The sequence below is a fragment of the Antarcticibacterium arcticum genome (assembly GCF_007993795.1).
Lineage (GTDB): Bacteria > Bacteroidota > Bacteroidia > Flavobacteriales > Flavobacteriaceae > Gillisia > Gillisia arctica.
Window position 1 is genome coordinate 755746 of the sequence record NZ_CP042476.1, and the last position, 25489, is coordinate 781234.

The following is a 25489-nucleotide window of genomic DNA, read 5'->3' on the forward strand; positions in this document are numbered from 1 at the left end:
ATCCTGTGTAAATGTTTTTTACACAGGATTTTTTTATGGTAAATCCAGTGCTCTAATAAATTCCCTGTAGGTTCCGGGGGAAATATTCCATTTAGGGGGAGCAATGTTTCCCCACACCTCCGGTGAATCCTGGTAGTTAAAATAACTTACTCCTATTATGCGGGGATTTTGTTTTATTGCATAGGCCGCTTCTATAAGCCACTTGGTTTGAAATTCCTCCTCGCCTTTAACCCCAAATTCTGTAATAAAAACAGGTTTATTTAATAGCTGTAAACGGCGCATCTTTCTGTTCAGGATTTTCGAAAAAGTTTCCTGCTTTTTTGGATCAGTTATATTTTTATCCGGCAACCCGTAAATCGCTATGCTTATATAATCAACCACATCATTGCCGGGCCACCATTCCAGTAATCCACGGTCTCCCGCAGGGCCCCATATTTTCTTTATGTTAAGACTTCTTGTATGATTAAAATTCATAAAATGCCTGAATGCCTTTATGTAAACTATTGGGTCTTTGCTTTGCCAGGAGTACCTTGTAATAGGAATTTCCATTTCGTGGGCAAACCGGATATATACAGTATGATCTGTTTCCGGAAGCCTGCTATAAAACCGGGAAATTAAAGTGTCAAGCTCCCCAGCAGAAATTCTTTGTAAAATATCTGAATCTTTTTCTTCATTCCACCAGGTGGGTTCAACAGTGAGAAGAACATCATTTCCTCTACCCAAAACTTTCTCAATCTCTGAAATATGATCATCATTTTCGATATCTTTAAAGTTGAGAAAAATATGTTCCACTTCTACCTCCTTTTCATTTACCAATAATTTATCAGGATCATATATTCCAAGAATAAGGGGTGTGCTATCATTTTTCCAATCTCCTGATGGCCGTATAAAATTTTCTTCTGAATAGATCACCGCTTTATTTTCATCTATAACATTTAATGCGTTTACGATCCATTGATGCTGAAAATCAGCTAAATCTAATTTTGCCGATCCCAGAATTAAAACGGGTTTATTAAGAAACCGCATTCTATGAAGTTTTCGGCCGAGCTGTTTTTCTATCGTCGGTTCCTGGGAGAAGGAGGTATGATTTTCAGCATTACTATTAAGTGTTATACTAGCTACGTCTACCACATCATCTTCCGGATAATTTTCCAGGGCACCTGCAACCCCCGCAGGAGCATATACCATTTTTACATTTGGATTAATTTCTTTTATAACTTTAGCAAATTGCCGGTAGGCGCCTACATAAATATGTGGCCGGTTATTCCAGGGATAAATATTTACAGGGACTTCCATTTCCGGATTATACCTCACAAATAAGTTGGTCCTGCTTTTAATAATTTCGCTGAAAAGAGCCCTGATATTATCATCGTTAAACCCCTGTTGGGTTTTGGTTAATCCCTTTGGGTCCCACATTTCTACGGTTAGCAACACGGGGATAGAGTCCGGGAGATCCTGGAGCAAATTTTTCTCTATTTCCCAGGTATCGTCTGCATTCAGGCTTAGTGCGTAATGCTTTATTTCGTTTACCTGCAGTTGGGTATGCTTGTTCTCCCGGTCATATATTCCTAAAACCGGTTCATAGGACCTATCGGTCATTTCAGATTCCATGAAAATTATTTTAATCCGGTGGGGGAAAGTGTTGAAGGCATAATATCCGGCAAAAATTCCACCAAGAATTATGACTGCAAACAATAATTTTTTAATCATCTACAATAAAAATTTGGATAAAAATAGTATAATAAATTACATATCCCCCAGGTATATCTTTCAGGATTTGAATAATATAAGGGAGTTTCAACCATTTTAAGTTCAAATGCGCAAAAAGTAACATTGAGATCTTTAATTTTTTTAAAATAACTCCTGTGCCATCCTAATTGAGTATTTTTGCACCGCTATTAATTCAGGATAATTAAATGAACAGGAAAATAACTATCGCCATAGACGGGTTTTCATCAACAGGAAAAAGTACGGTTGCCAAACAACTTGCAAAGGAATTGGGTTACGTTTACGTTGACACCGGAGCCATGTACCGGGCAGTAACCCTCTTTGCTATGAGAAATTCCCTCATTTCTTCACAAGGTGTAGATGAAAAGGGACTTATTGAAAAATTACCCGAAGTTAGCCTGAAGTTCATTTTTGATGAAAAGCGTGGCTTTGCAGCTATGTATTTAAATGGGGAGGATGTGGAAGATGAGATACGGCAAATGGAAGTGTCCGGTAACGTAAGTAAGGTTGCAACAATTTCAGAAGTTCGCCAGAAATTGGTCTCCCAGCAACAGCTTATGGGAAAGGAAAGGGGAATAGTTATGGACGGCCGCGATATTGCAACTGTTGTATTTCCCGATGCTGAACTTAAACTGTTTATGACCGCCTCTCCCGAGGAAAGGGCAACCCGTAGATTTAAAGAGCTGCAGTCTAAAGGGCAGGAGGTAAGCTATGAAGAAGTTCTAAAGAACGTAGAAGACAGGGACCTTATGGACACCACCCGTGAAGACAGCCCGCTTGTTATGGCTGAAGATTCTATTGAAATAGATAATTCCTTTCTAAACCCAGAGGAACAGTATAAAATAGTATTGGAACTTGCCCGGGAAATGATAGAACAGGAAAACTAAGTTATTTAAATACCACCCTGATGGTGTCACTGTTACTGTGTTCTTTCAATCCTGAAGGGTTGGCTTTGTAAAAAATTATATACCCGGTTTTTGTTGGAGGTTCAGGAAAACTTAATTCCCCACGAAATTCTACCCAGTCCTCTGTCATCCAATCCCCAACTGCAGTAATATAAGTTTGAGAAAGGACACTGTAATATTCATCAACCAGTGTGACCGGAGCATCGGCTTCAAAAAACCAATATCCCCGGGCGCGGCCTTCAAGGGGCAAAGGCGAGCTTATTTGTTCTCCATCTCTAGGATTGGTTATAGAAAGCAAATCTTTTGTAGGATTTACAGGCGTTTCCCTTTTAGGAACAACGGGATCCGGATCTTTATTTGATTTTTTTTGCTCACCGCAGGAGGTAAGTAAAAGCAAAAAAACCAACCATATTAATTTCTGCATTTCACCGTTTATTAAAGGAGGATAAGTAAGCCCTTACTAATTTACTAAAAAAGCTTTATTTAATGGCTTCGGAAGTATTTGAATATTAAATAAAAAGTTGTATTTTTGCACACCTTTTCGGCAAAATCATGGAAAAAAGAAAAGGGTTGAAAATCAAAACAATAATCACTTCTAAGTTTTTTATTGCCTGAATTTTTTCCGAAGAAGCTTAGGATACAAATTTATTATCAGCAATGGCTGAAGAAACAAAAAATCAAGAAATTCAGGATACTGAAAATTCTGAAGTTCAAACTCAAGAGACTACATCTCCACAACAGGAAAATCCTGAAAAATTCCTTGCAGATTTTAACTGGCACAACTACGAAGAGGGTATAGACCCTGTAGATGATACCAAACTGGAAGAGTTTGAGAAGCTTGTAGCAGAGAATTTCGTTGACACTTTAGATGATGAAGTTACCACAGGTAGAGTGATCAACATCACAGACCGTGATGCGATCATTGACATTAATGCGAAGAGTGAAGGGGTAATTTCCTTGAATGAATTTCGTTACAATCCAGACCTTAAGGTTGGAGATGAGGTAGAAGTTTTAATTGACGTGCGTGAAGATGCTACAGGACAATTAATCCTTTCTCACCGTAAAGCCCGTGTTATTATGGCGTGGGATCGTGTGAACAAAGCACATGATGAGAGCTTAATAGTAAATGGTTTTGTTAAATGTCGTACCAAAGGTGGTATGATCGTTGACGTTTTTGGAATTGAGGCTTTCTTGCCAGGTTCACAAATAGACGTAAAACCAATTCGCGATTACGATGCGTATGTAGGTAAAACAATGGAATTCAAAGTTGTTAAGATTAACCACGAATTCAAGAACGTTGTAGTATCTCACAAAGCGCTTATCGAAGCAGATATTGAAGAGCAGAAGAAAGAGATCATTGGTCAGTTAGAAAAAGGTCAGGTACTTGAAGGTACTGTTAAGAACATTACTTCTTACGGTGTGTTCGTAGATCTTGGTGGTGTAGATGGACTTATCCATATTACAGATCTTAGCTGGTCACGTATCAATCATCCAAATGAGATCGTTGAACTTGATCAAAAACTTAACGTTGTAATTCTTGACTTTGATGAAGCTAAGACAAGAATTCAATTAGGATTAAAACAATTGCACAAACACCCATGGGAGGCTTTAGACGAAAACTTAAAAGTTGGGGATAAAGTAACCGGGAAAGTTGTTGTAATTGCAGATTACGGAGCATTCATTGAAGTTGCTGAAGGTGTTGAAGGTCTTATCCACGTTTCTGAAATGTCCTGGAGTACCCACCTGCGTTCTGCACAGGATTTCGTGAAAGTAGGGGATGAGGTTGAAGCACAGATCTTAACTTTAGATCGTGATGACCGTAAAATGTCACTTGGTATCAAGCAACTAAGCGCAGATCCATGGACAGATATTACTGCCAAATACCCTGTAGGTTCTAAGCACACAGGAATTGTGCGTAACTTTACAAACTTTGGTGTATTCGTAGAATTGGAAGAAGGAATTGACGGACTTATTTATATCTCTGATCTTTCCTGGACCAAGAAGATCAAGCATCCTAGTGAATTCACCAACGTAGGTGATAAACTGGAGGTTGTTGTTCTTGAACTTGATGTTGATGGCCGTAAACTTAGTTTAGGTCACAAACAAACCGAGACCAATCCCTGGGATAAGTATGAAACTGAGTTTGCTGTAGGTACAACCCACACTGCTGAAATTTCTGAAATAGTAGACAAAGGAGCGACTATCGAGTTTAACGAAGATATCACTGCTTTTGTTCCTACCCGTCACCTTGAAAAAGAAGATGGTAAGAAATTGAACCAGGGAGAGAGTGCAGAATTCCAGATCATTGAATTCAACAAAGAATTCAAAAGAGTGGTAGCATCTCACACTGCGATACATAAAGAAGAAGAACAGCAAATAGTTAAGCAGGCTGCTAAAAAACAAGCTGCCCAGTCTAACGAAAAAACCACCATTGGTGATGTAAATGCTGAGCTTCAGGCTTTAAAAGACAAAATGGAAGGGAAATAATCCTTACTCCACCCAGGTGGAAACCATTTTTCTATAAATATGAAACCTCTCTGGAAATCCGGGGAGGTTTTTTTATACCCTCATTTCCCCATTTAAATAGATGTTGTATTTCAACCGTTATAATTCTAAAAAAATCTTACTTTTGTTTTAACCATTCCAGCCAGACAAAACTATGAGCCAAAAAGTGTTGCTTAATTCAAAGGAAATCAACATTATTCTTCAGCGTTTGGCCTGCCAGTTAATAGAAAATCATCCGGGTTTTAAAGAAACCGTGATCATAGGCATACAACCCAGGGGAGTATATCTGGCCAACAGGATCATTGAGATCCTTGAAAATGACTACAAGATCAAAAATATACCTTACGGCCACCTGGACATTACTTTTTACAGAGATGATTTCAGGAGGGGAGAAAAACCTCTTGAAGCCAACAAAACCAAAATTGACTTTATCGTAGAAGATAAGCGGGTTGTGTTTATAGACGACGTGTTGTATACCGGCAGGAGTATAAGGGCGGCTTTAACCGCAATTCAATCTTTTGGGAGACCCAAAGAAGTGGAACTTCTTACTTTTATAGATCGCAGGTTCAGCAGGCATTTGCCCATCCAGCCAGATTACAGGGGAAGGCAGGTAGATGCTATTAACGAGGAACAGGTAAAGGTTCATTGGAAAGAAAATCAGGGAGAAGATGCCGTTTATCTTATATCAAAATAAAACATAAATGAGCGAACTAAGTGTTAACCACTTATTGGGAATAAAATACCTTAAAAGGGATGATATAGACCTTATCTTTAAAACGGCTGATCATTTTAAGGAAGTGATCAACCGGCCTATTAAAAAGGTCCCGTCCCTGCGCGATATCACTATTGCAAATCTATTTTTTGAGAACAGCACCAGGACCCGGTTATCCTTTGAACTTGCCGAAAAAAGGTTAAGTGCAGATGTTATTAATTTTTCTTCCTCTTCCTCTTCTGTAAGCAAAGGAGAAACCCTTATAGATACAGTAAACAATATCCTGTCTATGAAGGTAGATATGGTAGTTATGAGGCACCCAAATCCCGGAGCCGGCATTTTTCTTTCAAAACATGTAAATGCCAGTATAATTAATGCGGGAGACGGCACTCATGAACATCCCACCCAGGCATTGTTGGATACCTATTCCATAAGGGAAAAACTTGGCGAGGTTAAAGGAAAAAAAGTGGTTATAGTAGGGGATATACTGCACAGTAGGGTAGCTTTGTCCAACATATTTGCCCTTAAACTTCAGGGAGCTGAAGTAAAGGTGTGTGGCCCTAAAACTTTGATCCCGAAACATATTGAGTCCCTGGGGGTGAAAGTGGAATCCAATTTAAGAAAAGCTTTGGAGTGGTGTGATGTTGCAAACATGCTACGGGTGCAAAATGAAAGAATGGAGATTAGCTATTTTCCCAACACCAGGGAATATACACAGCAATTTGGGGTAAATAAAGCACTACTGGACTCTCTGGATAAACCTGTGGTAATAATGCACCCCGGGCCTATTAACAGGGGGGTTGAGATCACCAGTGATGTTGCCGATTCAAAACAGGCTATTATTCTGGACCAGGTTCAAAACGGGGTAGCAATAAGAATGGCAGTTATATATTTACTGGCATCAAAAATAAAACCTTAATTTAAGGGAAGTATTTAAAGCTAGCATCATGGAAATAACGCGGAAAGATAATTACAGCATTCTTACTTATGATAGCGGGGATATGGCAGACTTTGCGACTTATCTCACCAAGCATCATACAGATTTTGAGAAAGATAATGTGATCGTAGATGTTCTGGATCATGGCGATCTGGATGTAAAAGAGCTCTTAATGTTCCTGGAGATATCAGACCTTCATCGGGCAAATAAAAGATCCTTTGTAATAGCAAGTAATCCGGTAAGTGTTGAAAACCTTCCGCAGGAACTTATGATCGCTCCCACCTTACGGGAAGCAGAAGATATTATAAACATGGAAGAACTCGAGAGGGAGCTGGGCTTTTAAATTATTGCCCGGTAAAGAAGAAGATACATATTAAAAAATGAAGCTCACCATATTAGGCTGTTACGCTGCCACTCCCAGGACATTTACCAATCCCACTTCGCAGGTACTGGAGATTAACCGGCATACATTCTTAATAGATTGTGGTGAAGGTACGCAGGTAGAGTTAAGAAGAAATAAAATTAAATTCTCCAGGATACAGCATATCTTTATTTCCCATCTTCATGGCGATCATTTTTATGGACTTATAGGTTTGATCTCCACCTTCAGGCTCCTTAACCGGGAAACCGATTTGCACGTATACGGGCCAAAAGGAATCAAAGAGATTATTACCCTGCAACTTAAACTTGCCAATTCCTGGACAAATTATTTGCTGATTTTTCATGAACTGGAGGGGAAAGAACCTCAGGTAATTTTTGAAGATGAAAAGGTAAGCGTCGAGACAATTCCTTTAAAACACCGTATCTACACGAATGGATTTATATTCAGGGAAAAACCGGGTTTAAGGAAACTGCTCATTAATGAAGCGGTGGAACACAAGATAGATGTCACATTATATCAAAGCCTTAAATTGGGAAAGGATGTAATATCGGAAGAAGGCAAATTGATCCCGAATGAATATGTTACCGCCCCACCAGATCCTCCTTTAAGTTATGCATATTGCAGTGATACTGTTTTTGATATGGATATAGTAAACCAGATTAAAGAAAGTAGTGTCTTATACCACGAAGCCACTTTCCTGGAAGAAAATGCAGACCTGGCATTTCCCACAAAACATTCTACCGCTAAACAGGCTGCAACTATTGCCAGGGAAGCCAATGTAGGAAAGTTGATTCTGGGGCACTATTCAACCCGATATGCCGATATTTCCCTGTTTGCAAAAGAAGCTAATCTCATCTTTTCACGGGTGGAATTGGCCGATGACGGAAAAACCTTCAATTTTTAACATACAAAAAACCCAACTCCCTTACTTTCAACTATATAGTTTGTAGGAAATATCCTGCGGATTATGTTAAATTTTGGATAAAATCGATGAAGTGCAATATCAATTGTGCATTTAATCGGTTTTTTGTGTACTTTGGCTGTCCCAAGTCTTATTAACCTACATGCCTATGTACACTCTTACAAAACAATTGTGTTTGGCTTTAGTTTGTGTTCTAATGTTTAGTTCCTGTACTAAAGACACCGATCTTACCGAAGAAAATGCTGCAATTAAAACGGCAGATCTGGTAGATTATGTTACCTACAGTAAAATTGAAACCGAAATTCTTAAAGCTGTTAATGACCACAGGGTAAGCAAAGGCCTGACTGTTCTTAAAAAAGTAGACGGAATTACTTTTCTAGCGGCAGATCATAATGACTATATGATCCAAAATAAAAATGTGAGCCACGACAATTTTTCCTATAGATATACAACCCTGGTGAATACAATTGGGGCAAAATCTGTGAGTGAGAACATTGGATATGGATATAGAACCTCAGATGCTGTTGTTAAAGCCTGGCTTAACAGTGAAGGACACCGCAGCAATATTGAAGGTAATTTTACTCATTTCGGGATCTCTGTATCTCAGGATGAAGATGGAAAGAATTATTTTACAAATATTTTCGCGAGGAGATAATATTTTTTTGGTTTGTTAATTTATTAAAAAGGGTTAGACCAGTCTAATCCTTTTTTTTTTTGGTTTAGCTGTAAGGGGAGGGTGTGTTCGCCTTATATTATGCCTCTAGAGGTCAATCAGGGAATGATGGGCAGCCCCCACCGTTATACTTTTATATCTCTTCGGGGCCTTAACATACAGGAGTGACTTTAACGAGGGTTGGAGGTATCGTTTTTGTATTAATGGCCTATGGGGCTTTACAAAGGGGAATTTTGGTCAAAAGATGTGCCTGTAATTTTAATATTTCACCCTCTCGGGCTTAATCATTACAAAATCTTCATTGGTAATATCTTGGTGTTCCCGGGTCCGCCCACCCTGCAGGGCAATAGAATTCCCATTAAAATCCCTGCTGTTCATGGTTGTCTCCCCGAAACGAAATAGAAACTTCCGGGGCGTATTTATTTTCTGCTGAAATAACTAGTTTAAAAAACCTTTGATCCATTGGTGCCCGGTTTTAGATTAATGTATACAGGAATGTTTAAGCTGTGGCTTTTATAAGAACTTTTCTACTCTTAGTGAAGAATTTCTTTCAACAAAAAAGGCCAGACCTTAAGTCTGACCTTTAATTTCAATTGCCCCAAAAATCCTTAATTCATTTTCACCACTTTGAAAACCGATCTTCGGTTTAACTGGTGTTGTTCTTTATTGCATCTTTCGCACTCTACCGCCAGTTCTCTTTCTCCATAACCGGTATATGCTGCAATTCTATCTGCACTTATTCCTTTAGAGATCAGGTAATCGTAGGTAGATTTAGCCCTTCTTTCCGCCAGGCCTTCGTTATACTGGTTGCTTCCTCTTATATCTGTATGAGAACCAATCTCAATTACCAGCTCTGGATATTTATTGGTCATAAGGTCTACCAGTTTATCCAGTTCCCTGGCGGCATCCGGCCTTATATTGTGCTTGTCAAAATCAAAATAAATTATGTCTATCTCCGCAAGGTACTCAACATCTTCAATTGGATCTAATTCGATATTGTAGACAAGTTCTTCCTTATCGTCCATATCCATTGAGTTTACAGTTCCTTTCTTCTCCTGGTATTCAATGTGTTTGGCCTCAATTGGATATTGCTTGTTTCGGCTTATAAGGGTTTCGTAATAACCATCTTCATCTGTTTCAAGAAAAGCTATTTGCTCATTATTTTCATTCTGAAGAATAATATTCGCATTAGACACAGGGCGCTTATTAACCTTGTCGGTTACATTTCCTTTCAACATCAGGGGTTTTAATAAATTAAACCCGAAAATATTATCTACCCCGTTATCACGGTTGGAAGCAAAATATCCTGTATTGATCGCATCTCTCTGAAAATAGGCGAAATCATCCATATTACTGTTCACAGGTGCTCCAAGATTTTCAATCTTAATATTCATTACACCCAGGTCTGCCTTGAAAATATCCATTAAACCGAAGCCTAAATGTCCGTTTGAGGAGAAGTACAATACATTATATTCTGTAATAAAAGGAAAGGATTCATCCAGGCTGGTGTTTATTTGCTCTCCCAGGTTTACAGGATTGCCATAAACATTGTCCCCCAGGATCTCTACTTTATAAATATCTGTTCCTCCAAAACCATTTGGCATGTCTGATGCAAAGTACAAAGTCTTCTCATCGGCTGCCAGGGCAGGGTGACCTACGGAATAAGCGTCATTATTAAACGGAAGTTCAACTATATCTTTCCATTGTCCGTTTACATTGGTGGCACGATAGATCTTTAGATGGTTGGTATTTTCCTTATCCCGTTTTCCCTGCTTGTTATTAAGGTAATTGTTACGGTTAAAATACATATACTTCCCGTCTTTGGTAATGGTCAACGGGCCATCGTGTAGAATTGTATTTACATCTCCGGTTAATGGAGTAACGGTTTCCCCATCCAATTGATAGATATCCAGGAAGGGTTCCCCATTCCAGGAATAGATCTTATTCTTTTTGGACATACCTTCATCTCTTGCAGAGACAAAATAGATCTTTCCATCTTTTTCAAAAGCTCCAAAATCACTTAAACCAGAGTTAAATGTTACCGCTTCCAGAGAATACTCATCTGCTATCTCAAAATTTTTGATATCCCCGGCAAGCAGGTCATCTACAGTTCTGTTAGTTCCGTTGGCTTCCCTGTACTTTTGAAGCCATTGGCGGGACTCATCATACCGTTTTACTCCTCTTAGCGCCTGGGCGTATTTGAAATAATATTCAGGAGCAACATTCTCAGAATTTATAGCATCTCCGTAATAGAATACCGCATTTTCAGGGCTGCGCAATTTCATATAACTGTCACCCAGTTTAAGGCTGTTATAAGTGGCGTTATACTCATTTTCAATGAGGTCCTTATAAACTTCCACAGCTTCTATATAAGCCAGGTCATTGTACAGTCTATCGGCTTTCTTTTGTTTTCCGGTTTGGGCTGTAACCGTGAAACTGTTCCCGATAAAAAGCAGAAGTATTAAGTAGTAGAAATTCTTCATAATAGCTTATTTTATGTTAGAAAAATCGTGGAGATTTATATTTGGTGTTTTTAAAGCGCATTTCATATATAAGGATCACCTCGTGTGAACCTGAAGTGTAAGGTCTTAGATCTGAAATTGAATATTCATAACCATATCCTATACGCAGGGGTTCAAAGATTTGGAAATCTACAAAAGCTCCAATGGCATCATCAATCCTGTAGGTAGCACCCAAATACAATTTCTCATCGAAGATCACGGTGCCAGACATATCAAAGGATAGGGGAGCCCCTGATGTTGCTTTTACCAGGGCAGTTGGCCTAAGTTTCCAGTTAGGGCTAAGGTCAAACACATAACCCCCTGTTAAATAATAATGAACCTGTTCCAGTGCAACATATTCGCTGAATTCATTATTATCATTATTCAGAAGTTTTGGGGCCGACAACCCAAGGTACCAGTCCTGGGCAGAGAGATACAAACCTGCACCAAAATTCGGCGTCCATTTGTTGAAACGTTCCCGGAAGAACGGATCCTGGATCACGCTTGGTTCAGCAAACAAATCCTCGTCAAGGTCATAATAACTCATACCTCCTTTTAAACCGAATGCAAGGGTAACATCAGAGCTTACATTGATGGTATAGGAAAAGTCCCCATACAAATAAGTGTAATTTTCATAACCTGCTTTATCATTTATTACTGATAACCCTAAACCTACTTTTTCATTAGAAAGGGGGGAATGAACAGAAATTGTCTGGGTTTGTGGCCCACCACTTATCCCTGCCCACTGGCTCCTGTGCAGTGCCGTTAGAGATAACCCGTCCCTGCTACCCGCATATGCAGGGTTTATGGAGATAGTGTTATACATATACTGGGTGAACTGTGGTAATTGCTGGGCCTGTGTTGAAAACAAACCTGCAAAAAGTATCGCTATAAGGATATAGAAATTTTTCATGTTTTTATAGTTGTTTAGTTCCTAAGTAAATGTAACCTTGTATTGGCTCGAATGGACGATTGCCATTGCTTTCGAATATCTCAACAATATAGTAGTAAGTTCCTGATGGTAACTGATTGGAAGAAGTTACCGATCTATTGGATTGCCCGTCCCAGTTATTATCGTAGTTCACAGCCGAGAATATTTCAGCACCCCAGCGGTTAAAGATCTTCACATTATAAGTGAATCCACATTCGTTACTAATATCTATTGTGAAGAAGTCATTATGTCCCAATCCATCTCCATTATCCGGGGTTACAACTTTAGAAATACTGTCTTTTATATCACTAAGAGTACAAGGAAGAATAATACAATCTGTGATCTCAACAATAACCTCAGTACTGGAAGCACAGGCTCCTGTGATCACGTAGGTGAAAGTATATCTGCCCGGTGCAAGATTTTTAGGATCAATCAGGCTTCCGTTTAATTCGCCGGTTTGCGATGAATCAACCCAGGTGCCTGTCTGGTCACTTTCCGCATCTACCAGGTCGAACAGGTCAAAAATATCTTCAGTTTCATCGTTACAAAGCTCAACAAATGTTGTAATGCTCACAGTACCGGAAGGTTCATCCAGAATTACCTGAACCGGATCTGAAACTGCTCCGCTGCTATTTCTGGCAGTTACTGAATAGGTACCAGGTGCAAGATCACTGAAGATTCCGCTTTCCTGATAATCGGTTCCATTAATGCTGTATTCCATTTCTTCTTCAGTTTCAACTTCTATGCTTCCGGTCGGAACCTGGCAGGTTGGTTGAATAACTTCAACTATAACTGGTGTTGAAGGAGTAGGTTCTGGTATTTCAACAATAGTTACTGTGAAGCTACAGGTTGCAGTATTACCTGCTGCATCTGTCACAATAAAGGTATTTGTTGTAGTTCCCACAGGGAATGTACTTCCTGAAGAAAGCCCTTCACGTTGTACGATCGTGGTGCCAGGACAGTTGTCGGTTGCCGTTGGTGCATTATAATTAACAACCGCACCGGTTACCCCGAATTCTACTTCAATATTTATATTCTCATTACAGGAAATTACAGGAGCAATGTTATCTACTACGGTAACTGTGAAAGTTATGGTAACTGTGTTTCCTGCAGCATCTGTAGCGGTATAAGTAACAGTGGTAGTTCCTACCGGGAATTCACTTCCGGAGGCCAAACCATCAGTTAAGCTAACTTCAGTTCCTTCGCAGTTATCAGTAGCGGTTGGAACTTCATAGTTCACAACAGCCCCACATATTCCGGCATCAACATTTACAGTGATATCGCTTACTGAACCAAATACAGGAGCTTCATTGTCTTCAACAGTTACAGTAAAGCTGCAGGTCGCAGTATTTCCTGCTTCGTCTGTTGCAGTGAAGCTTACAGTAGTTGTTCCTACAGGGAATACTTCTCCTGAAGCAGGTCCCGCGGTTTGAGTTACAGTTACGTTTCCTGAGTTGTCATTTGCCACAGGCATTTCAAATTCTACAACCGCACCACATATTCCGGCATCAACATTCATATTGATATTGGCAGGGCAGGAGATAGTTGGGTCTTCCTCATCTACCACGGTTACGGTGAAGCTACAGGTAGCAGTATTTCCGGCAGCATCGGTTACCACATATGTATTAGTTGTGGTTCCAATTGGAAATTCACTTCCTGAAAGTAAACCTACAGTTTGCTCTGTGGTAGCTCCACAATTATCAGTTCCCATCGGAGCTTCAAAGCTAACTACTGCAGTAGCAGCTCCCATATCGGTTGCCTGGGTGATGTTGTCTATACAAGCGATCACCGGAGCTTCATTATCAATTACAGTTACAGTGAAGCTTACGGAAACTGTGTTTCCTGCAGCATCTGTAGCGGTATAAGTAACAGTGGTAGTTCCCACCGGGAATTCACTTCCGGAGGCCAAACCATCAGTTAAGCTAACTTCAGTTCCTTCGCAGTTATCAGTAGCGGTTGGAACTTCATAGTTCACAACAGCCCCACATATTCCGGCATCAACATTTACAGTGATATCGCTTACTGAATCAAATACAGGAGCTTCATTGTCCTCAACAGTTACTGTAAAGCTGCAGGTTGCAGTATTTCCTGCTTCGTCTGTTGCAGTGAAGCTTACAGTAGTTGTTCCTACAGGGAATACTTCTCCTGAAGCAGGTCCGGCGGTTTGAGTTACAGTTACGTTTCCTGAGTTGTCATTTGCCACAGGCATTTCAAATTCTACAACCGCACCACAGATTCCGGCATCAACATTCATATTGATATTGGCAGGGCAGGAGATAGTTGGATCTTCTTCGTCAACCACGGTTACGGTGAAGCTACAGGTAGCTGTGTTTCCTGCAGCATCGGTTACCACATACGTATTAGTTGTAGTTCCAATTGGGAATTCACTTCCTGAAGGTAAACCTGCAGTTTGTTCTGTGGTAGCTGCACAGTTATCAGTTCCCACCGGAGCTTCAAAGCTAACTACTGCAGTAGCAGCCCCCATATCGGTTGCCTGGGTGATGTTGTCTATACAAGCGATCACCGGAGCCTCATTATCAATTACAGTTACAGTGAAGCTTACAGAAACTGTGTTTCCTGCAGCATCTGTAGCAGTATAAGTAACAGTGGTAGTTCCTACCGGGAATTCAATTCCGGAGGCCAAACCATCGGTTAGGCTAACTTCAGTTCCTTCGCAGTTATCAGTAGCAGTTGGAACTTCATAGTTCACAACAGCCCCACATATTCCGGCATCTACGTTTACACTGATATCGCTTACTGAATCAAATACCGGATCTTGGGTATCTGGAATAAAGTTTACAGTTTCAGAAGCAGTAGCAGTACATCCATTCTCACCTGTTACAGTTACGGTATAAGTACCGGCTTCGCTTACTTCAAGAGCAGCAGAAGTTCCCACTACCATAGATCCGTTAGACCAGGAGTAGCTTACCCCACCAGAAGCAGTTAGAGTTAATGATGTGATGTTACAGCTAAGTTCCAATCCGCTGTTGCTTATTGCAGCAGCTGGAAGTGTATCGTCAAGCGTTACAGTTTCAGAAGCAGTAGCGGTACATCCGTTCTCACCGGTTACAGTTACAGTATAAGTTCCGGCCTCGCTCACTTCTAAAGATTCAGAAGTTCCAACTACCATAGATCCGTTAGACCAGGAGTAGCTTACCCCACCTGAAGCGGTAAGGGTTAGAGATGTGATGTTACAGCTTAGTTCCAATCCGCTGTTGCTGATTGCAGCAGCAGGAAGGGTATCGTCAAGAGTAACAGTTTCAGAAACAGTAGCGGTACATCCGTTCTCACCTGTTACAGTTACAGTATATGTTCCGGCCTCGCTTACTTCCAAAGCAGCAGAAGTTCCCACTACCATAGATCCGTTAGACCAGGAGTAGCTTACGCCACCCGAAGCCGTAAGGGTTAGAGATGTGATGTTACAGCTAAGTTCCAATCCGCTGTCGCTTATTGCAGCAGCAGGAAGGGTATCGTCAAGAGTTACAGTTTCAGAAGCAGTAGCGGTACATCCGTTCTCACCAGTTACAGTTACAGTATATGTTCCGGCCTCGCTTACTTCTAAAGATTCAGAAGTTCCAACTACTATAGATCCGTTAGACCAGGAGTAGCTCACCCCACCGGAAGCGGTAAGAGTTAGAGATGTGATGTTACAGCTAAGCTCCAATCCGCTGTTGCTGATTGCAGCAGCCGGAAGGGTATCGTCAAGAGTTACAGTTTCAGAAGCAGTAGCGGTACATCCGTTCTCACCTGTTACAGTTACGGTATAAGTTCCGGCCTCGCTCACTTCTAAAGATTCAGAAGTTCCAACTACCATAGATCCGTTAGACCAGGAGTAGCTTACCCCACCTGAAGCGGTAAGGGTTAGAGATGTGATGTTACAGCTTAGTTCCAATCCGCTGTTGCTGATTGCAGCAGCAGGAAGGGTATCGTCAAGGGTTACAGTTTCAGAAGCAGTAGCGGTACATCCGTTCTCACCTGTTACAGTTACAGTATATGTTCCGGCCTCGCTTACTTCCAAAGCAGCAGAAGTTCCCACTACCATAGATCCGTTAGACCAGGAGTAGCTCACCCCACCTGAAGCGGTAAGGGTTAGAGATGTGATAGTACAGCTTAGTTCCAATCCGCTGTTGCTTATTGCAGCAGCCGGCAGGGTATCGTCAAGAGTTACAGTTTCAGAAGCAGTAGCAGTACATCCGTTCTCACCTGTTACAGTTACGGTATAAGTTCCCGCCTCGCTTACTTCTAAAGATGCAGAAGTTCCAACTACCATAGATCCGTTAGACCAGGAGTAGCTTACTCCACCTGAAGCGGTAAGGGTTAGAGATGTGATATTACAGCTTAGTTCCAATCCGCTATTGCTGATTGCAGCAGCCGGAAGGGTATCGTCAAGTGTTACAGTTTCAGAAGCAGTAGCAGTACATCCATTCTCACCGGTTACAGTTACGGTATAAGTACCGGCTTCGCTTACTTCAAGAGCAGCAGAAGTTCCAACTACCATAGATCCGTTAGACCAGGAGTAGCTTACCCCACCAGAAGCGGTTAGCGTTAATGATGTGATGTTACAGCTTAGTTCCAATCCGTTGTTGCTGATTGTAGCAGCAGGAAGGGTATCGTCAAGCGTTACAGTTTCAGAAGCAGTAGCGGTACATCCGTTCTCACCTGTTACAGTTACGGTATATGTTCCGGCCTCGCTTACTTCAAGAGCAGCAGAAGTTCCAACTACCATAGATCCATTGGACCAAGAGTAGCTTACTCCGCCAGAAGCGGTAAGAGTTAATGATGTGATGTTACAGCTTAGTTCCAATCCGCTGTTGCTTATTGCAGCAGCCGGAAGGGTATCGTCAAGAGTTACAGTTTCAGAAGCAGTAGCGGTACATCCGTTCTCACCTGTTACAGTTACGGTATATGTTCCGGCCTCGCTTACTTCAAGAGCAGCCGAAGTTCCCACTACCATAGATCCGTTAGACCAGGAGTAGCTTACTCCGCCAGAAGCGGTAAGGATTAGAGATGTGATGTTACAGCTAAGTTCCAATCCGCTGTTGCTGATTGCAGCAGCAGGTACTGTATTGTCAAGAGTAGTAGTTACTGAAGCAGTAGCGGTACACCCGTTAGCAGCAGTTACGGTTACAGTGAAAGTTCCGGCAGTAGATACTGTTAGGTTTGCTTCTGTTCCAACCACCTCAGATCCATTGGACCAGGAGTAGCTCACCCCACCTGAAGCGGTAAGAGTAGTTGAAGGAACAGAACAGCTAAGAGCAAGGCCGTTGTTATTTTCGATCTCCGCAACAGGTACTGTATTGTCAAGAGTAGTTGTTACTGAAGCAGTAGCGGTACATCCATTCTCACCGGTTACAGTTACAGTGAAAGTTCCGGCAGTAGATACTGTTAGGTTTGCTTCTGTTCCAACTACCTCAGATCCATTTGACCAGGAGTAGCTCACCCCACCTGACGCGGTAAGGGTTAGAGATGTGATGTTACAGCTTAGTTCCAATCCGCTGTTGCTGATTGCAGCAGCAGGAAGGGTATCGTCAAGCGTTACAGTTTCAGAAGCAGTAGCAGTACATCCGTTCTCACCAGTTACAGTTACAGTATAAGTTCCGGCCTCGCTTACTTCAAGAGCAGCAGAAGTTCCCACTACCATAGATCCGTTAGACCAGGAGTAGCTTACGCCACCTGAGGCGGTAAGAGTTAATGATGTGATGTTACAGCTAAGTTCCAATCCGCTATTGCTTATTGCAGCAGCAGGTACTGTATTGTCAAGAGTAGTTGTTACTGAAGCAGTAGCGGTACACCCGTTAGCAGCAGTTACGGTCACAGTGAAAGTTCCGGCAGTAGATACTGTTAGGTTTGCTTCTGTTCCAACTACCTCAGATCCATTTGACCAGGAGTAGCTCACCCCACCTGACGCGGTAAGGGTAGTTGAAGGAACAGAACAGCTAAGAGCAAGTCCGTTGTTGTTTTCGATCTCCGCAACAGGTACTGTATTGTCAAGAGTAGTTGTTACTGAAGCAGTAGCGGTACATCCATTCTCACCTGTTACAGTTACAGTGAAAGTTCCGGCAGTAGATACTGTTAAGTTTGCTTCTGTTCCAACTACCTCAGATCCATTAGACCAGGAGTAGCTCACCCCACCAGAAGCGGTAAGAGTAGTTGAAGGAACAGAACAGCTAAGAGCAAGTCCGTTGTTGTTTTCGATCTCAGCAACAGGTACTGTATTGTCAAGAGTAGTAGTTACTGAAGAAGTAGCGGTACATCCATTGGCAGCAGTTACGGTTACAGTGAAAGTTCCGGCAGTAGTTACTGTTAATTCAGCTTCTGTTCCAACAACCTCAGATCCATTAGACCAGGAGTAGCTCACCCCACCTGAAGCGGTAAGGGTAGTTGAAGGATTTGCACAGCTAAGAGCAAGGCCGTTGTTGTTTGCGATATTGGCAACCGGAAGAGGTTTTACAATAATTTTCACTTCAAGTCTTTCACTTTCACATTCTCCTTCCTTAAATGAACTAACCCATACAGAATATTCTCCCGCCTCGCTTGTATTGGTATTAACTGTGGGAGTTCCGGTTAGAGGTGTTTCAGCGGTAGCTGAAGTATAATAATTAATACTATATCCGGGAGTAACTGTTACATCGTAATCCTGAACTCCTTCTCCTATACAATAAGATTGGTCCTCAACTACGGGAAGAGGGGAAGAAACAGGTATTGTAACATCTACAGTTACAGATTTTGGACAACCTGCCGTGGTAAACGAGTAAGTTATTGTGTAAGTTCCGGGAGTGCTGCTTTCTAAATTTATAGCACCTGTTGAACTATTTATTGTTAAACCGTTGGTGGAAGAAAAGGTTCCACCCTGTACTCCATTTATAAGCGGGGAGGCAGAAGCGCCGCAAAAATCAGCAGGATTATATTCAATGCTTGCAGTCCCAAGGTTTAGTTTTACATCTACAGGAGTTACAAAATCGTACAAAGAAGCTGTAGCTGCCGCAGAGGCCTTGGTCTTTACAAGAACATTTCCAATTGTGATTCCCTGGCAGGGATTTGAAGCTCCGAAAAATGCGGAAATATTAATTGCTGCTTCTACAAATTGATAAGGTTGGTATTGATTACTTCCAAAAGCTCCTAACGCAGTATTAACAGTGCTGGTATTTGTCATTCCGAACCTGTTTGGGCCGGGATTATTTTTAAGAACATAATCGTAACCTGGTCCCACTGCTTCCCACTCAAAATAACTTATGGTAGCAAGACTTCCACCATTTGTATATTCCACTGCTATCAAAAGATCGCCTAAAGTTCTCCCACCGTTAGGTCCGGCAGATGAAAAGGTTCCTCCGGCTATTGGGGTAACTTTGTTTTGTAATAATTCAAAATCTATATAGGCGGTTCCGTTTACTTCCAAACGGTCACTGGCTAATATTAACCATTGATCATTATTATTATCCTCACCCAGGTGGACAAGGATATTATTTATATCACCTTTTCCTGTGGCTTTCCCTGTAGTCCATTTCCAGGTATTAGGATCATCATTGAATTTTCCACCACCCTGAAAAATATTATCCGTATTTGAATTGTATGGATCTGTAATCCTAAAGGTTCTTGTAGCATCTACAGGAGTTCCATTGGCATTAAATACAAACCCACCGGTACCTGAAGTTCCCGGAAGCCAGTCGCCAATACCCGATTGAGGGGTATTTGCCTGAAGATCGCCATCTATGTGAAAACCACCGGTGGGTTCTACAACCGGCGCTGTTTGAGCGAAAAGGTTCCCGGTAGATAGTAAACCTATTGAAAGGACCAATATCACCGAAGGAAAGCGAATGATCTTTTTATTTTCCAATGCTATTCCCATAGCATTTAAAAAAGAGACCAAAAATGCGAGAGTAGTTTTCCAAATCATAATTTACATCTTTGAATTATATAATTCTATTTTTGAAACTTACCGCTAGCGGAAAAGTTTCCTTTATTTTTATTCAGACGATAATAAGATGATTTGTAGGGTTACAATCATCAAAATGTTCAATAAAATGGACATTTATAATTAACACGGAAGATTGCTGTCGGGGGAATCTTTGACAAATCGATTTGGGGACCAATTTGGATTTTGTATTAATTATTATGTAAAATTATTATAAAACTTTCCTAAAAAAAGAAATCTGTAAATTATTAGATATAATACCAATTTAATGGCATGAAATACACCTTTTGATGAAAAAGAAAGGGGGAAAATCCCCATTTTATTTATCAAAATCATTAAAGTCGAACTAACTTTTATGAAAAATCAATACTGGAAATCAAGTATTTGTGCCTAAAAATTGAAGGATTCTGTATGGGGATATTTTAAGGAAAGAATTAAAATTTAATGGATAATTTCAGATTATTGCAAGGGGAATTATTCATAATTCGAATCATAATTATTATCCTGTGGCCGGAGTTTTTTTAGGTGTAGTTTAAAAACTAAAATTTCCCTGATGGTCTCTTCAACGGCTTTTTGCACTTTACTTATATCCTCAAAAATTCCATAAAAAATTTTTACCCTGCCACTGTCCTCATCGCGCTAAAACTCGTAAATTGCAGCAAAGTGTAGAATATGAATAAAAATTTAGCACATTACCGCCGGGTTTATTCCAAAGGCGCGTTACTTGAATCTGAAATTCCGCAGGAGCCCCTGGAATTGTTCAACCATTGGTTTCACGAGATGGAAAAGATCAAAAATCCTATTGAGGTAAATGCCATGACGGTTGCGACAATAGACAGTGAGGGTATGCCCAAAAGCAGGGTAATATTGCTAAAGGAATATAGTAAAGAAGGTTTTGTGTTCTATACTAATTATACGTCTGAAAAAGGCAGGTCCCTTGAAATAAATCCTAAGATATGTCTCTCTTTTTTCTGGCCGGAGATGGAAAGACAGGTAATAATACAAGGGAAAGCTGAAAAATTTTCAGAAGAAAAAGCAATTGAATATTTTCAAACAAGGCCACGGGGCAGCCAGTTGGGTGCCTGGGCCTCCAATCAAAGCAGTGAGATCGCCTCCCGGGAAGTTCTCGAAAAAAGCCTTAGAGAGCTTGAAATAAAATATGAGGATATGGAAATTCCCAAACCCGAACATTGGGGAGGATACCTGGTACGGCCCGAAAATATTGAATTTTGGCAGGGAAGGCCAAATAGATTACATGACCGCATTCTTTATGAAAAAGATGCATCTAACTGGAATATAAAAAGACTTGCACCGTAATGAAGCGATTGATATTGATAAGACATGGGAAGTCTTCGTGGGAATATGATGTGGCCGATGATAAAAGGCCACTTAAAAAACGCGGTTTTAAAGATGGAGAACTAATAGCGGGAACTTTCGAGAAATTCTTTGATAAACCCGTAGTTATCTATAGCAGTCCGGCGGTAAGAGCCTTAGAGACAGCTAAAATTTTTAAGGACAAATTGAAGGTAGAGGATAAAAACTTTAATATCAAACCGGGTTTATATACTTTCAGTAAAGCAGACCTGCTGTCACAAATAAGCAAGTGTGAAGATTCTATTCCAAAACTAATGGTCTTTGGCCACAACCCGGCGATGACGGGGTTAGTGAATGAGCTGGGAGATAAACATTTTGATAATATTCCCACTACCGGCCTAACCGTAATAGATTTTGATTCCCCTTCCTGGAGCGCCCTGGGCAAAGGAAAAACCATTATGCACCTGTTCCCCAAAAATCTTCGATAACATTTAATGAATAGTTATAAGTACATAAACAGAGAGTTAAGCTGGCTGCAATTTAATGCCAGGGTGTTACAGGAGGCCGAAGATGAAACCGTACCGCTTATTGAAAGATTGAGGTTCCTTGGGATTTTTTCCAATAATCTTGATGAATTCTTCAAGGTGCGCTATGCTACAATTAAAAGGATAGATCTTGCGGGTAAGAATGCAAAAAGCGTCCTGGGAGGTATCAAAGCAGGGAAACTCCTTGAGGAGATCACCCAGATTGTTATCGACCAGCAATCTGAAAGCCTTGAAGTACTGGACAAGATCCAGGAAAAACTAAAGGACCACAATGTTTTTATAATTAATGAAAAACAGGTTTCCCCAAGCCAGGAGGCTTATGTGAAAAACTATTTCTTATCCAAAGTGAGTCCCGCGCTGGTTACCATCATATTAAATGACCTGGTAAAAATTCCCAGTTTAAAAGATAGTGCAGCTTACCTCGCGGTAAAGATGGTAATGAAAGAAGAAGCTCCTGCACAGGGCATCTCAAAACTACTACACCGGCAGGTACGGGATAGAAAATATGTATTGATAGAGATCCCCCGAAGCATTAACCGGTTTGTGGTTTTGCCAGAGGAGGATGGGAAACAATACATTATCCTGCTCGATGACTTAATAAGGTTTAACCTCAAGACCATCTTCAATATTTTTGAATATGAGAGCGTATCTGCCCATATGATAAAAATTACAAGGGATGCCGAGCTGGATATTGACAGTGACCTTAGTAAAAGTTTTATTGAAAAGATATCAATGAGCGTAAAGGACCGTATAAAAGGGGATCCTGTACGCTTTGTATATGATATGAATATCGATGAAGATACCCTTAGCTTTCTTATGGCTAAAATGGGCATTGATTCTACAGATAGTATCATCCCCGGCGGGAGATACCATAACCGCAGGGATTATATGAACTTTCCAAGTTTGGGTAAAGATGAATTGCTTTACAAGGCAATTGACCCCCTTCCTATTCCGGGATTGGTGCTCCAGGGTAGTTTACTGGGAATGATAGCGAAAAAAGATTATTTGCTTTATGCTCCCTATCAGGCATTTCAATATGTTGTAAAATTCCTGAGGGAGGCTGCACTGGACCCAAAAGTAAGATCTATAAAAATCACAATTTATCGCCTTGCAAAGATTTCCCACATTGCCAGTTCCCTTATAAATGCTGTTAAGAACGGAAAAAAAGTAACCGTACAAATTGAATTGCGTGCAAGGTTTGACGAGGTTGCAAACATACGTTATGCTGAACAAATGCAGCAGGAGGGCGTGAACCTTATATTTGGGGTAACAGGCCTGAAGGTGCATTCCAAAATTTGCGTTATTGAAAGGGAAGAGAATGGGAAACTACATAAATATGGGTTTATAAGTACCGGGAATTTTAATGAATCCACCTCCAGGATCTATACCGATTATACATTGTTTACCGCGCATCAGGAAATTTTAAAGGAACTCAATAAGGTATTTGATTTCTTTGAAATAAACTATAAAGTGAGCCGGTATAAGCATTTGCTGGTATCGCCCCATTATACCAGAACCGCTCTTATAAAATTGATCACTACTGAAATTGAAAATGCCCAAAAAGGGAGAAAAGCGGGCATAAAACTTAAGGTGAACAGCCTGTCTGATTTTACTCTTATAGACAAACTTTATGAAGCAAGTAGGGCAGGGGTAAAGATAAAATTAATTGTAAGGGGGATTTGTTCATTAATCCCTGGGGTGCCGGGACAAAGTGAAAATATTGAGGCTATTTCTATTCTTGATAAATTCCTGGAACATCCGCGGGTTTATATTTTCGAAAATGAAGGGGATCCAAAGATCTATATATCATCGGCAGACTGGATGACGCGTAATATGGATTACCGGGTAGAAGTTTCCTGCCCTATTTATGATGAGAGTATTAAAAATGAGATCCTTGAAACCTTTAATATAAGTTGGGAAGATAATGTAAAAGCCCGGGTGCATTCCCTGGCCCAGGACAATGCATACAGAAGAAATGATAAGCCACCCCTGCGTTCCCAGTTTGCCTTGTATGAATATTATCAGAAAAAGTTAGAAAAAATTTCAGTTTGATTCAACAAAGAAAATTTGCGGCAATAGATATTGGTTCCAATGCGGTGCGGTTATTAATTTCAACTATCACAGAGCAGGAAGGAAAAGAGCCTATTTTTAAAAAAACTTCCCTGGTTAGGGTTCCAATCCGGCTGGGAGCCGATGTTTTTATGCATCAGGTAATTTCAGAAGAAAATACCTCCCGCATGATCGATACTATGCAGGCTTTTAAACTTCTTATGAAAACTCATAAGATTGAGAGATACCAGGCCTGTGCTACTTCAGCAATGCGGGAAGCGGCCAATGGGAGGGAAGTTGCTGATACTATTGCTGAAAAAACAGGGGTAAATATTGACATTATAGACGGGAATCATGAAGCAGCAATGATCGCGGCTACAGATCTTCACACCTTTATTCAAAGCGATAAGACCTACCTTTATGTAGACGTGGGTGGGGGTAGTACAGAGTTTACTTTATATTCCGGTGGGGAAACAATTGCATCCAAATCTTTTAAACTTGGTACGGTACGTCTGCTAAAAAACCTTGTGGAAGATGAAGTTTGGGATGAAGTGGAAACCTGGACCAAAGAACTATCAAAACAATACCCTAAAATTGATCTTCTGGGCTCCGGAGGTAACATCAATAACATTTTTAAGAGCAGCGGTAAATCTATAGGAAAACCTCTTAGTTTTCTTTATTTGAGTTCCTATTACCAGCTTTTAAATTCCTTTACTTATGAAGAGAGGATCACAGAGCTTAATTTGAATGCAGACAGGGCCGACGTTATTATACCTGCGGCAAAGATCTATCTCTCTGCGATGAAATGGACCAAAGCCCGAAGAATTTATGTGCCTAAAATAGGACTTGCAGATGGGATCATTAAATCCCTCTACCAGGAGAGCCTCAATTAACCGTGAATGCTTTCTTTTTTGCCCAGGTCTTTCATTATTTCGGCTTCAAACTGAAGTAGTTCCTGCCATTTTTTATCTACACGCTCCCTCTCGCCGTACTGCCTTACAAAATTAAGGAAGAGCGTATAATGGTTGGCCTCGCTTATCATTAACTGCCGGTAAAATTCCCGAAGCTCCGCATCCTCCAATTCTTCTGAAAGTAACCTGAAGCGCTCGCAGCTTCTGGCTTCAATTAGCGCAGCGATCAATAACCTGTGTACCATTTGGTCTATCCTGCTGCCGCCTTTGGGAAAGAATTCCCGGAGCCTTATCACGTATTCATCTTTCCGGTCCCAGCCCAGTTCAATTCCCCTGGCCTGAAGTTTTTCATGTACCATTTTAAAATGGCCCATTTCCTCTCTTACCAAAGCAACCATCTCCTTGACAAGTTCAGGGAATTCAGGGAAGCTAACTATAAGGGAGATAGCGGTAGATGCAGCTTTTTGCTCACACCAAGCGTGGTCTATAAGAATTTCTTCTATGTTCTTATCGGCAATTTTTGCCCATCGCGGGTCGGTAGGAAGTTTCAGGCCAAGCATAC

17 protein-coding genes are annotated in these 25489 nt (G+C 40.8%); 11 read left to right on the top strand and 6 right to left on the bottom strand.

Annotated features, from left to right (window positions below):
- Positions 1 to 33: 33 nt before the first annotated feature.
- On the bottom strand, positions 34 to 1710 hold the full coding sequence (locus FK178_RS03275; protein ID WP_146830957.1) for a glycoside hydrolase family 26 protein: 1677 nt from the start codon (positions 1708 to 1710) through the stop codon (positions 34 to 36).
- 206 nt (positions 1711 to 1916) lie between these two features.
- Between FK178_RS03275 and cmk the strand changes: the two genes are divergently transcribed.
- Entirely contained in the window at positions 1917 to 2615 is a 699-nt protein-coding gene (gene cmk, locus FK178_RS03280; protein ID WP_146830959.1) for a (d)CMP kinase, read from the top strand.
- Between the two features lies 1 nt (position 2616).
- Here the strand turns inward: cmk and FK178_RS03285 are convergent, their stop codons facing one another.
- The gene (locus FK178_RS03285) at positions 2617 to 3057 is read right to left on the bottom strand and encodes a Gmad2 immunoglobulin-like domain-containing protein (protein WP_146830961.1); all 441 of its coding nucleotides are present in this window, start codon (positions 3055 to 3057) and stop codon (positions 2617 to 2619) included.
- A 233-nt stretch (positions 3058 to 3290) separates the two neighbouring features.
- Between FK178_RS03285 and rpsA the strand changes: the two genes are divergently transcribed.
- From rpsA to FK178_RS03315, 6 genes are all read left to right on the top strand, one after another.
- Positions 3291 to 5120: a 30S ribosomal protein S1 gene (rpsA, locus tag FK178_RS03290; protein ID WP_146830963.1), complete on the top strand. Its 1830-nt coding sequence runs from the start codon at positions 3291 to 3293 to the stop codon at positions 5118 to 5120.
- Positions 5121 to 5292: 172 nt separating this feature from the next.
- On the top strand, positions 5293 to 5832 hold the full coding sequence (gene pyrR / locus FK178_RS03295) for a bifunctional pyr operon transcriptional regulator/uracil phosphoribosyltransferase PyrR (protein ID WP_146830965.1): 540 nt from the start codon (positions 5293 to 5295) through the stop codon (positions 5830 to 5832).
- Between the two features lie 7 nt (positions 5833 to 5839).
- Entirely contained in the window at positions 5840 to 6769 is a 930-nt protein-coding gene (locus FK178_RS03300; protein ID WP_146830967.1) for an aspartate carbamoyltransferase catalytic subunit, read from the top strand.
- A gap of 28 nt (positions 6770 to 6797) precedes the next feature.
- On the top strand, positions 6798 to 7130 hold the full coding sequence (locus FK178_RS03305) for a ribonuclease Z (protein WP_146830969.1): 333 nt from the start codon (positions 6798 to 6800) through the stop codon (positions 7128 to 7130).
- 37 nt (positions 7131 to 7167) lie between these two features.
- On the top strand, positions 7168 to 8073 hold the full coding sequence (locus tag FK178_RS03310) for a ribonuclease Z (protein ID WP_146830971.1): 906 nt from the start codon (positions 7168 to 7170) through the stop codon (positions 8071 to 8073).
- Positions 8074 to 8239: 166 nt separating this feature from the next.
- On the top strand, positions 8240 to 8746 hold the full coding sequence (locus tag FK178_RS03315) for a CAP domain-containing protein (RefSeq protein WP_146830973.1): 507 nt from the start codon (positions 8240 to 8242) through the stop codon (positions 8744 to 8746).
- A 626-nt stretch (positions 8747 to 9372) separates the two neighbouring features.
- On the opposite strand, the gene FK178_RS03320 is transcribed toward FK178_RS03315, so the two are convergent.
- Genes FK178_RS03320 through FK178_RS03330 form a run of 3 tightly spaced genes read right to left on the bottom strand, consistent with a single transcriptional unit; the run spans position 9373 to position 20090 of the window.
- The gene (locus FK178_RS03320; protein WP_146830975.1) at positions 9373 to 11247 is read right to left on the bottom strand and encodes an OmpA family protein; all 1875 of its coding nucleotides are present in this window, start codon (positions 11245 to 11247) and stop codon (positions 9373 to 9375) included.
- Between the two features lie 16 nt (positions 11248 to 11263).
- The gene (locus FK178_RS03325; protein WP_146830977.1) at positions 11264 to 12178 is read right to left on the bottom strand and encodes a PorP/SprF family type IX secretion system membrane protein; all 915 of its coding nucleotides are present in this window, start codon (positions 12176 to 12178) and stop codon (positions 11264 to 11266) included.
- Positions 12179 to 12182: 4 nt separating this feature from the next.
- Positions 12183 to 20090, bottom strand: a complete 7908-nt coding sequence (locus FK178_RS03330) for an HYR domain-containing protein (protein ID WP_146830979.1) — start codon at positions 20088 to 20090, stop codon at positions 12183 to 12185.
- 690 nt (positions 20091 to 20780) lie between these two features.
- Between FK178_RS03330 and pdxH the strand changes: the two genes are divergently transcribed.
- From pdxH to FK178_RS03350, 4 genes are read left to right on the top strand one after another with little or no spacing between them, the layout of a single operon-like run.
- The gene (pdxH, locus tag FK178_RS03335; protein ID WP_146830981.1) at positions 20781 to 21425 is read left to right on the top strand and encodes a pyridoxamine 5'-phosphate oxidase; all 645 of its coding nucleotides are present in this window, start codon (positions 20781 to 20783) and stop codon (positions 21423 to 21425) included.
- The gene (locus FK178_RS03340; RefSeq protein ID WP_146830983.1) at positions 21425 to 21910 is read left to right on the top strand and encodes a SixA phosphatase family protein; all 486 of its coding nucleotides are present in this window, start codon (positions 21425 to 21427) and stop codon (positions 21908 to 21910) included. The genes pdxH and FK178_RS03340 overlap by 1 nt, the downstream gene beginning before the upstream one ends.
- Positions 21911 to 21916: 6 nt before the next feature.
- Positions 21917 to 24019 (top strand): polyphosphate kinase 1, encoded by a 2103-nt coding sequence (ppk1, locus tag FK178_RS03345; RefSeq protein WP_146830985.1) that lies wholly within the window; start codon positions 21917 to 21919, stop codon positions 24017 to 24019.
- Entirely contained in the window at positions 24016 to 24909 is an 894-nt protein-coding gene (locus tag FK178_RS03350) for a Ppx/GppA phosphatase family protein (protein WP_146830987.1), read from the top strand. The genes ppk1 and FK178_RS03350 overlap by 4 nt, the downstream gene beginning before the upstream one ends.
- Here the strand turns inward: FK178_RS03350 and miaE are convergent.
- Positions 24906 to 25487: a tRNA-(ms[2]io[6]A)-hydroxylase gene (gene miaE / locus FK178_RS03355; protein ID WP_146830989.1), complete on the bottom strand. Its 582-nt coding sequence runs from the start codon at positions 25485 to 25487 to the stop codon at positions 24906 to 24908. The genes FK178_RS03350 and miaE overlap by 4 nt on opposite strands.
- Between the last annotated feature and the right edge of the window lie 2 nt (positions 25488 to 25489).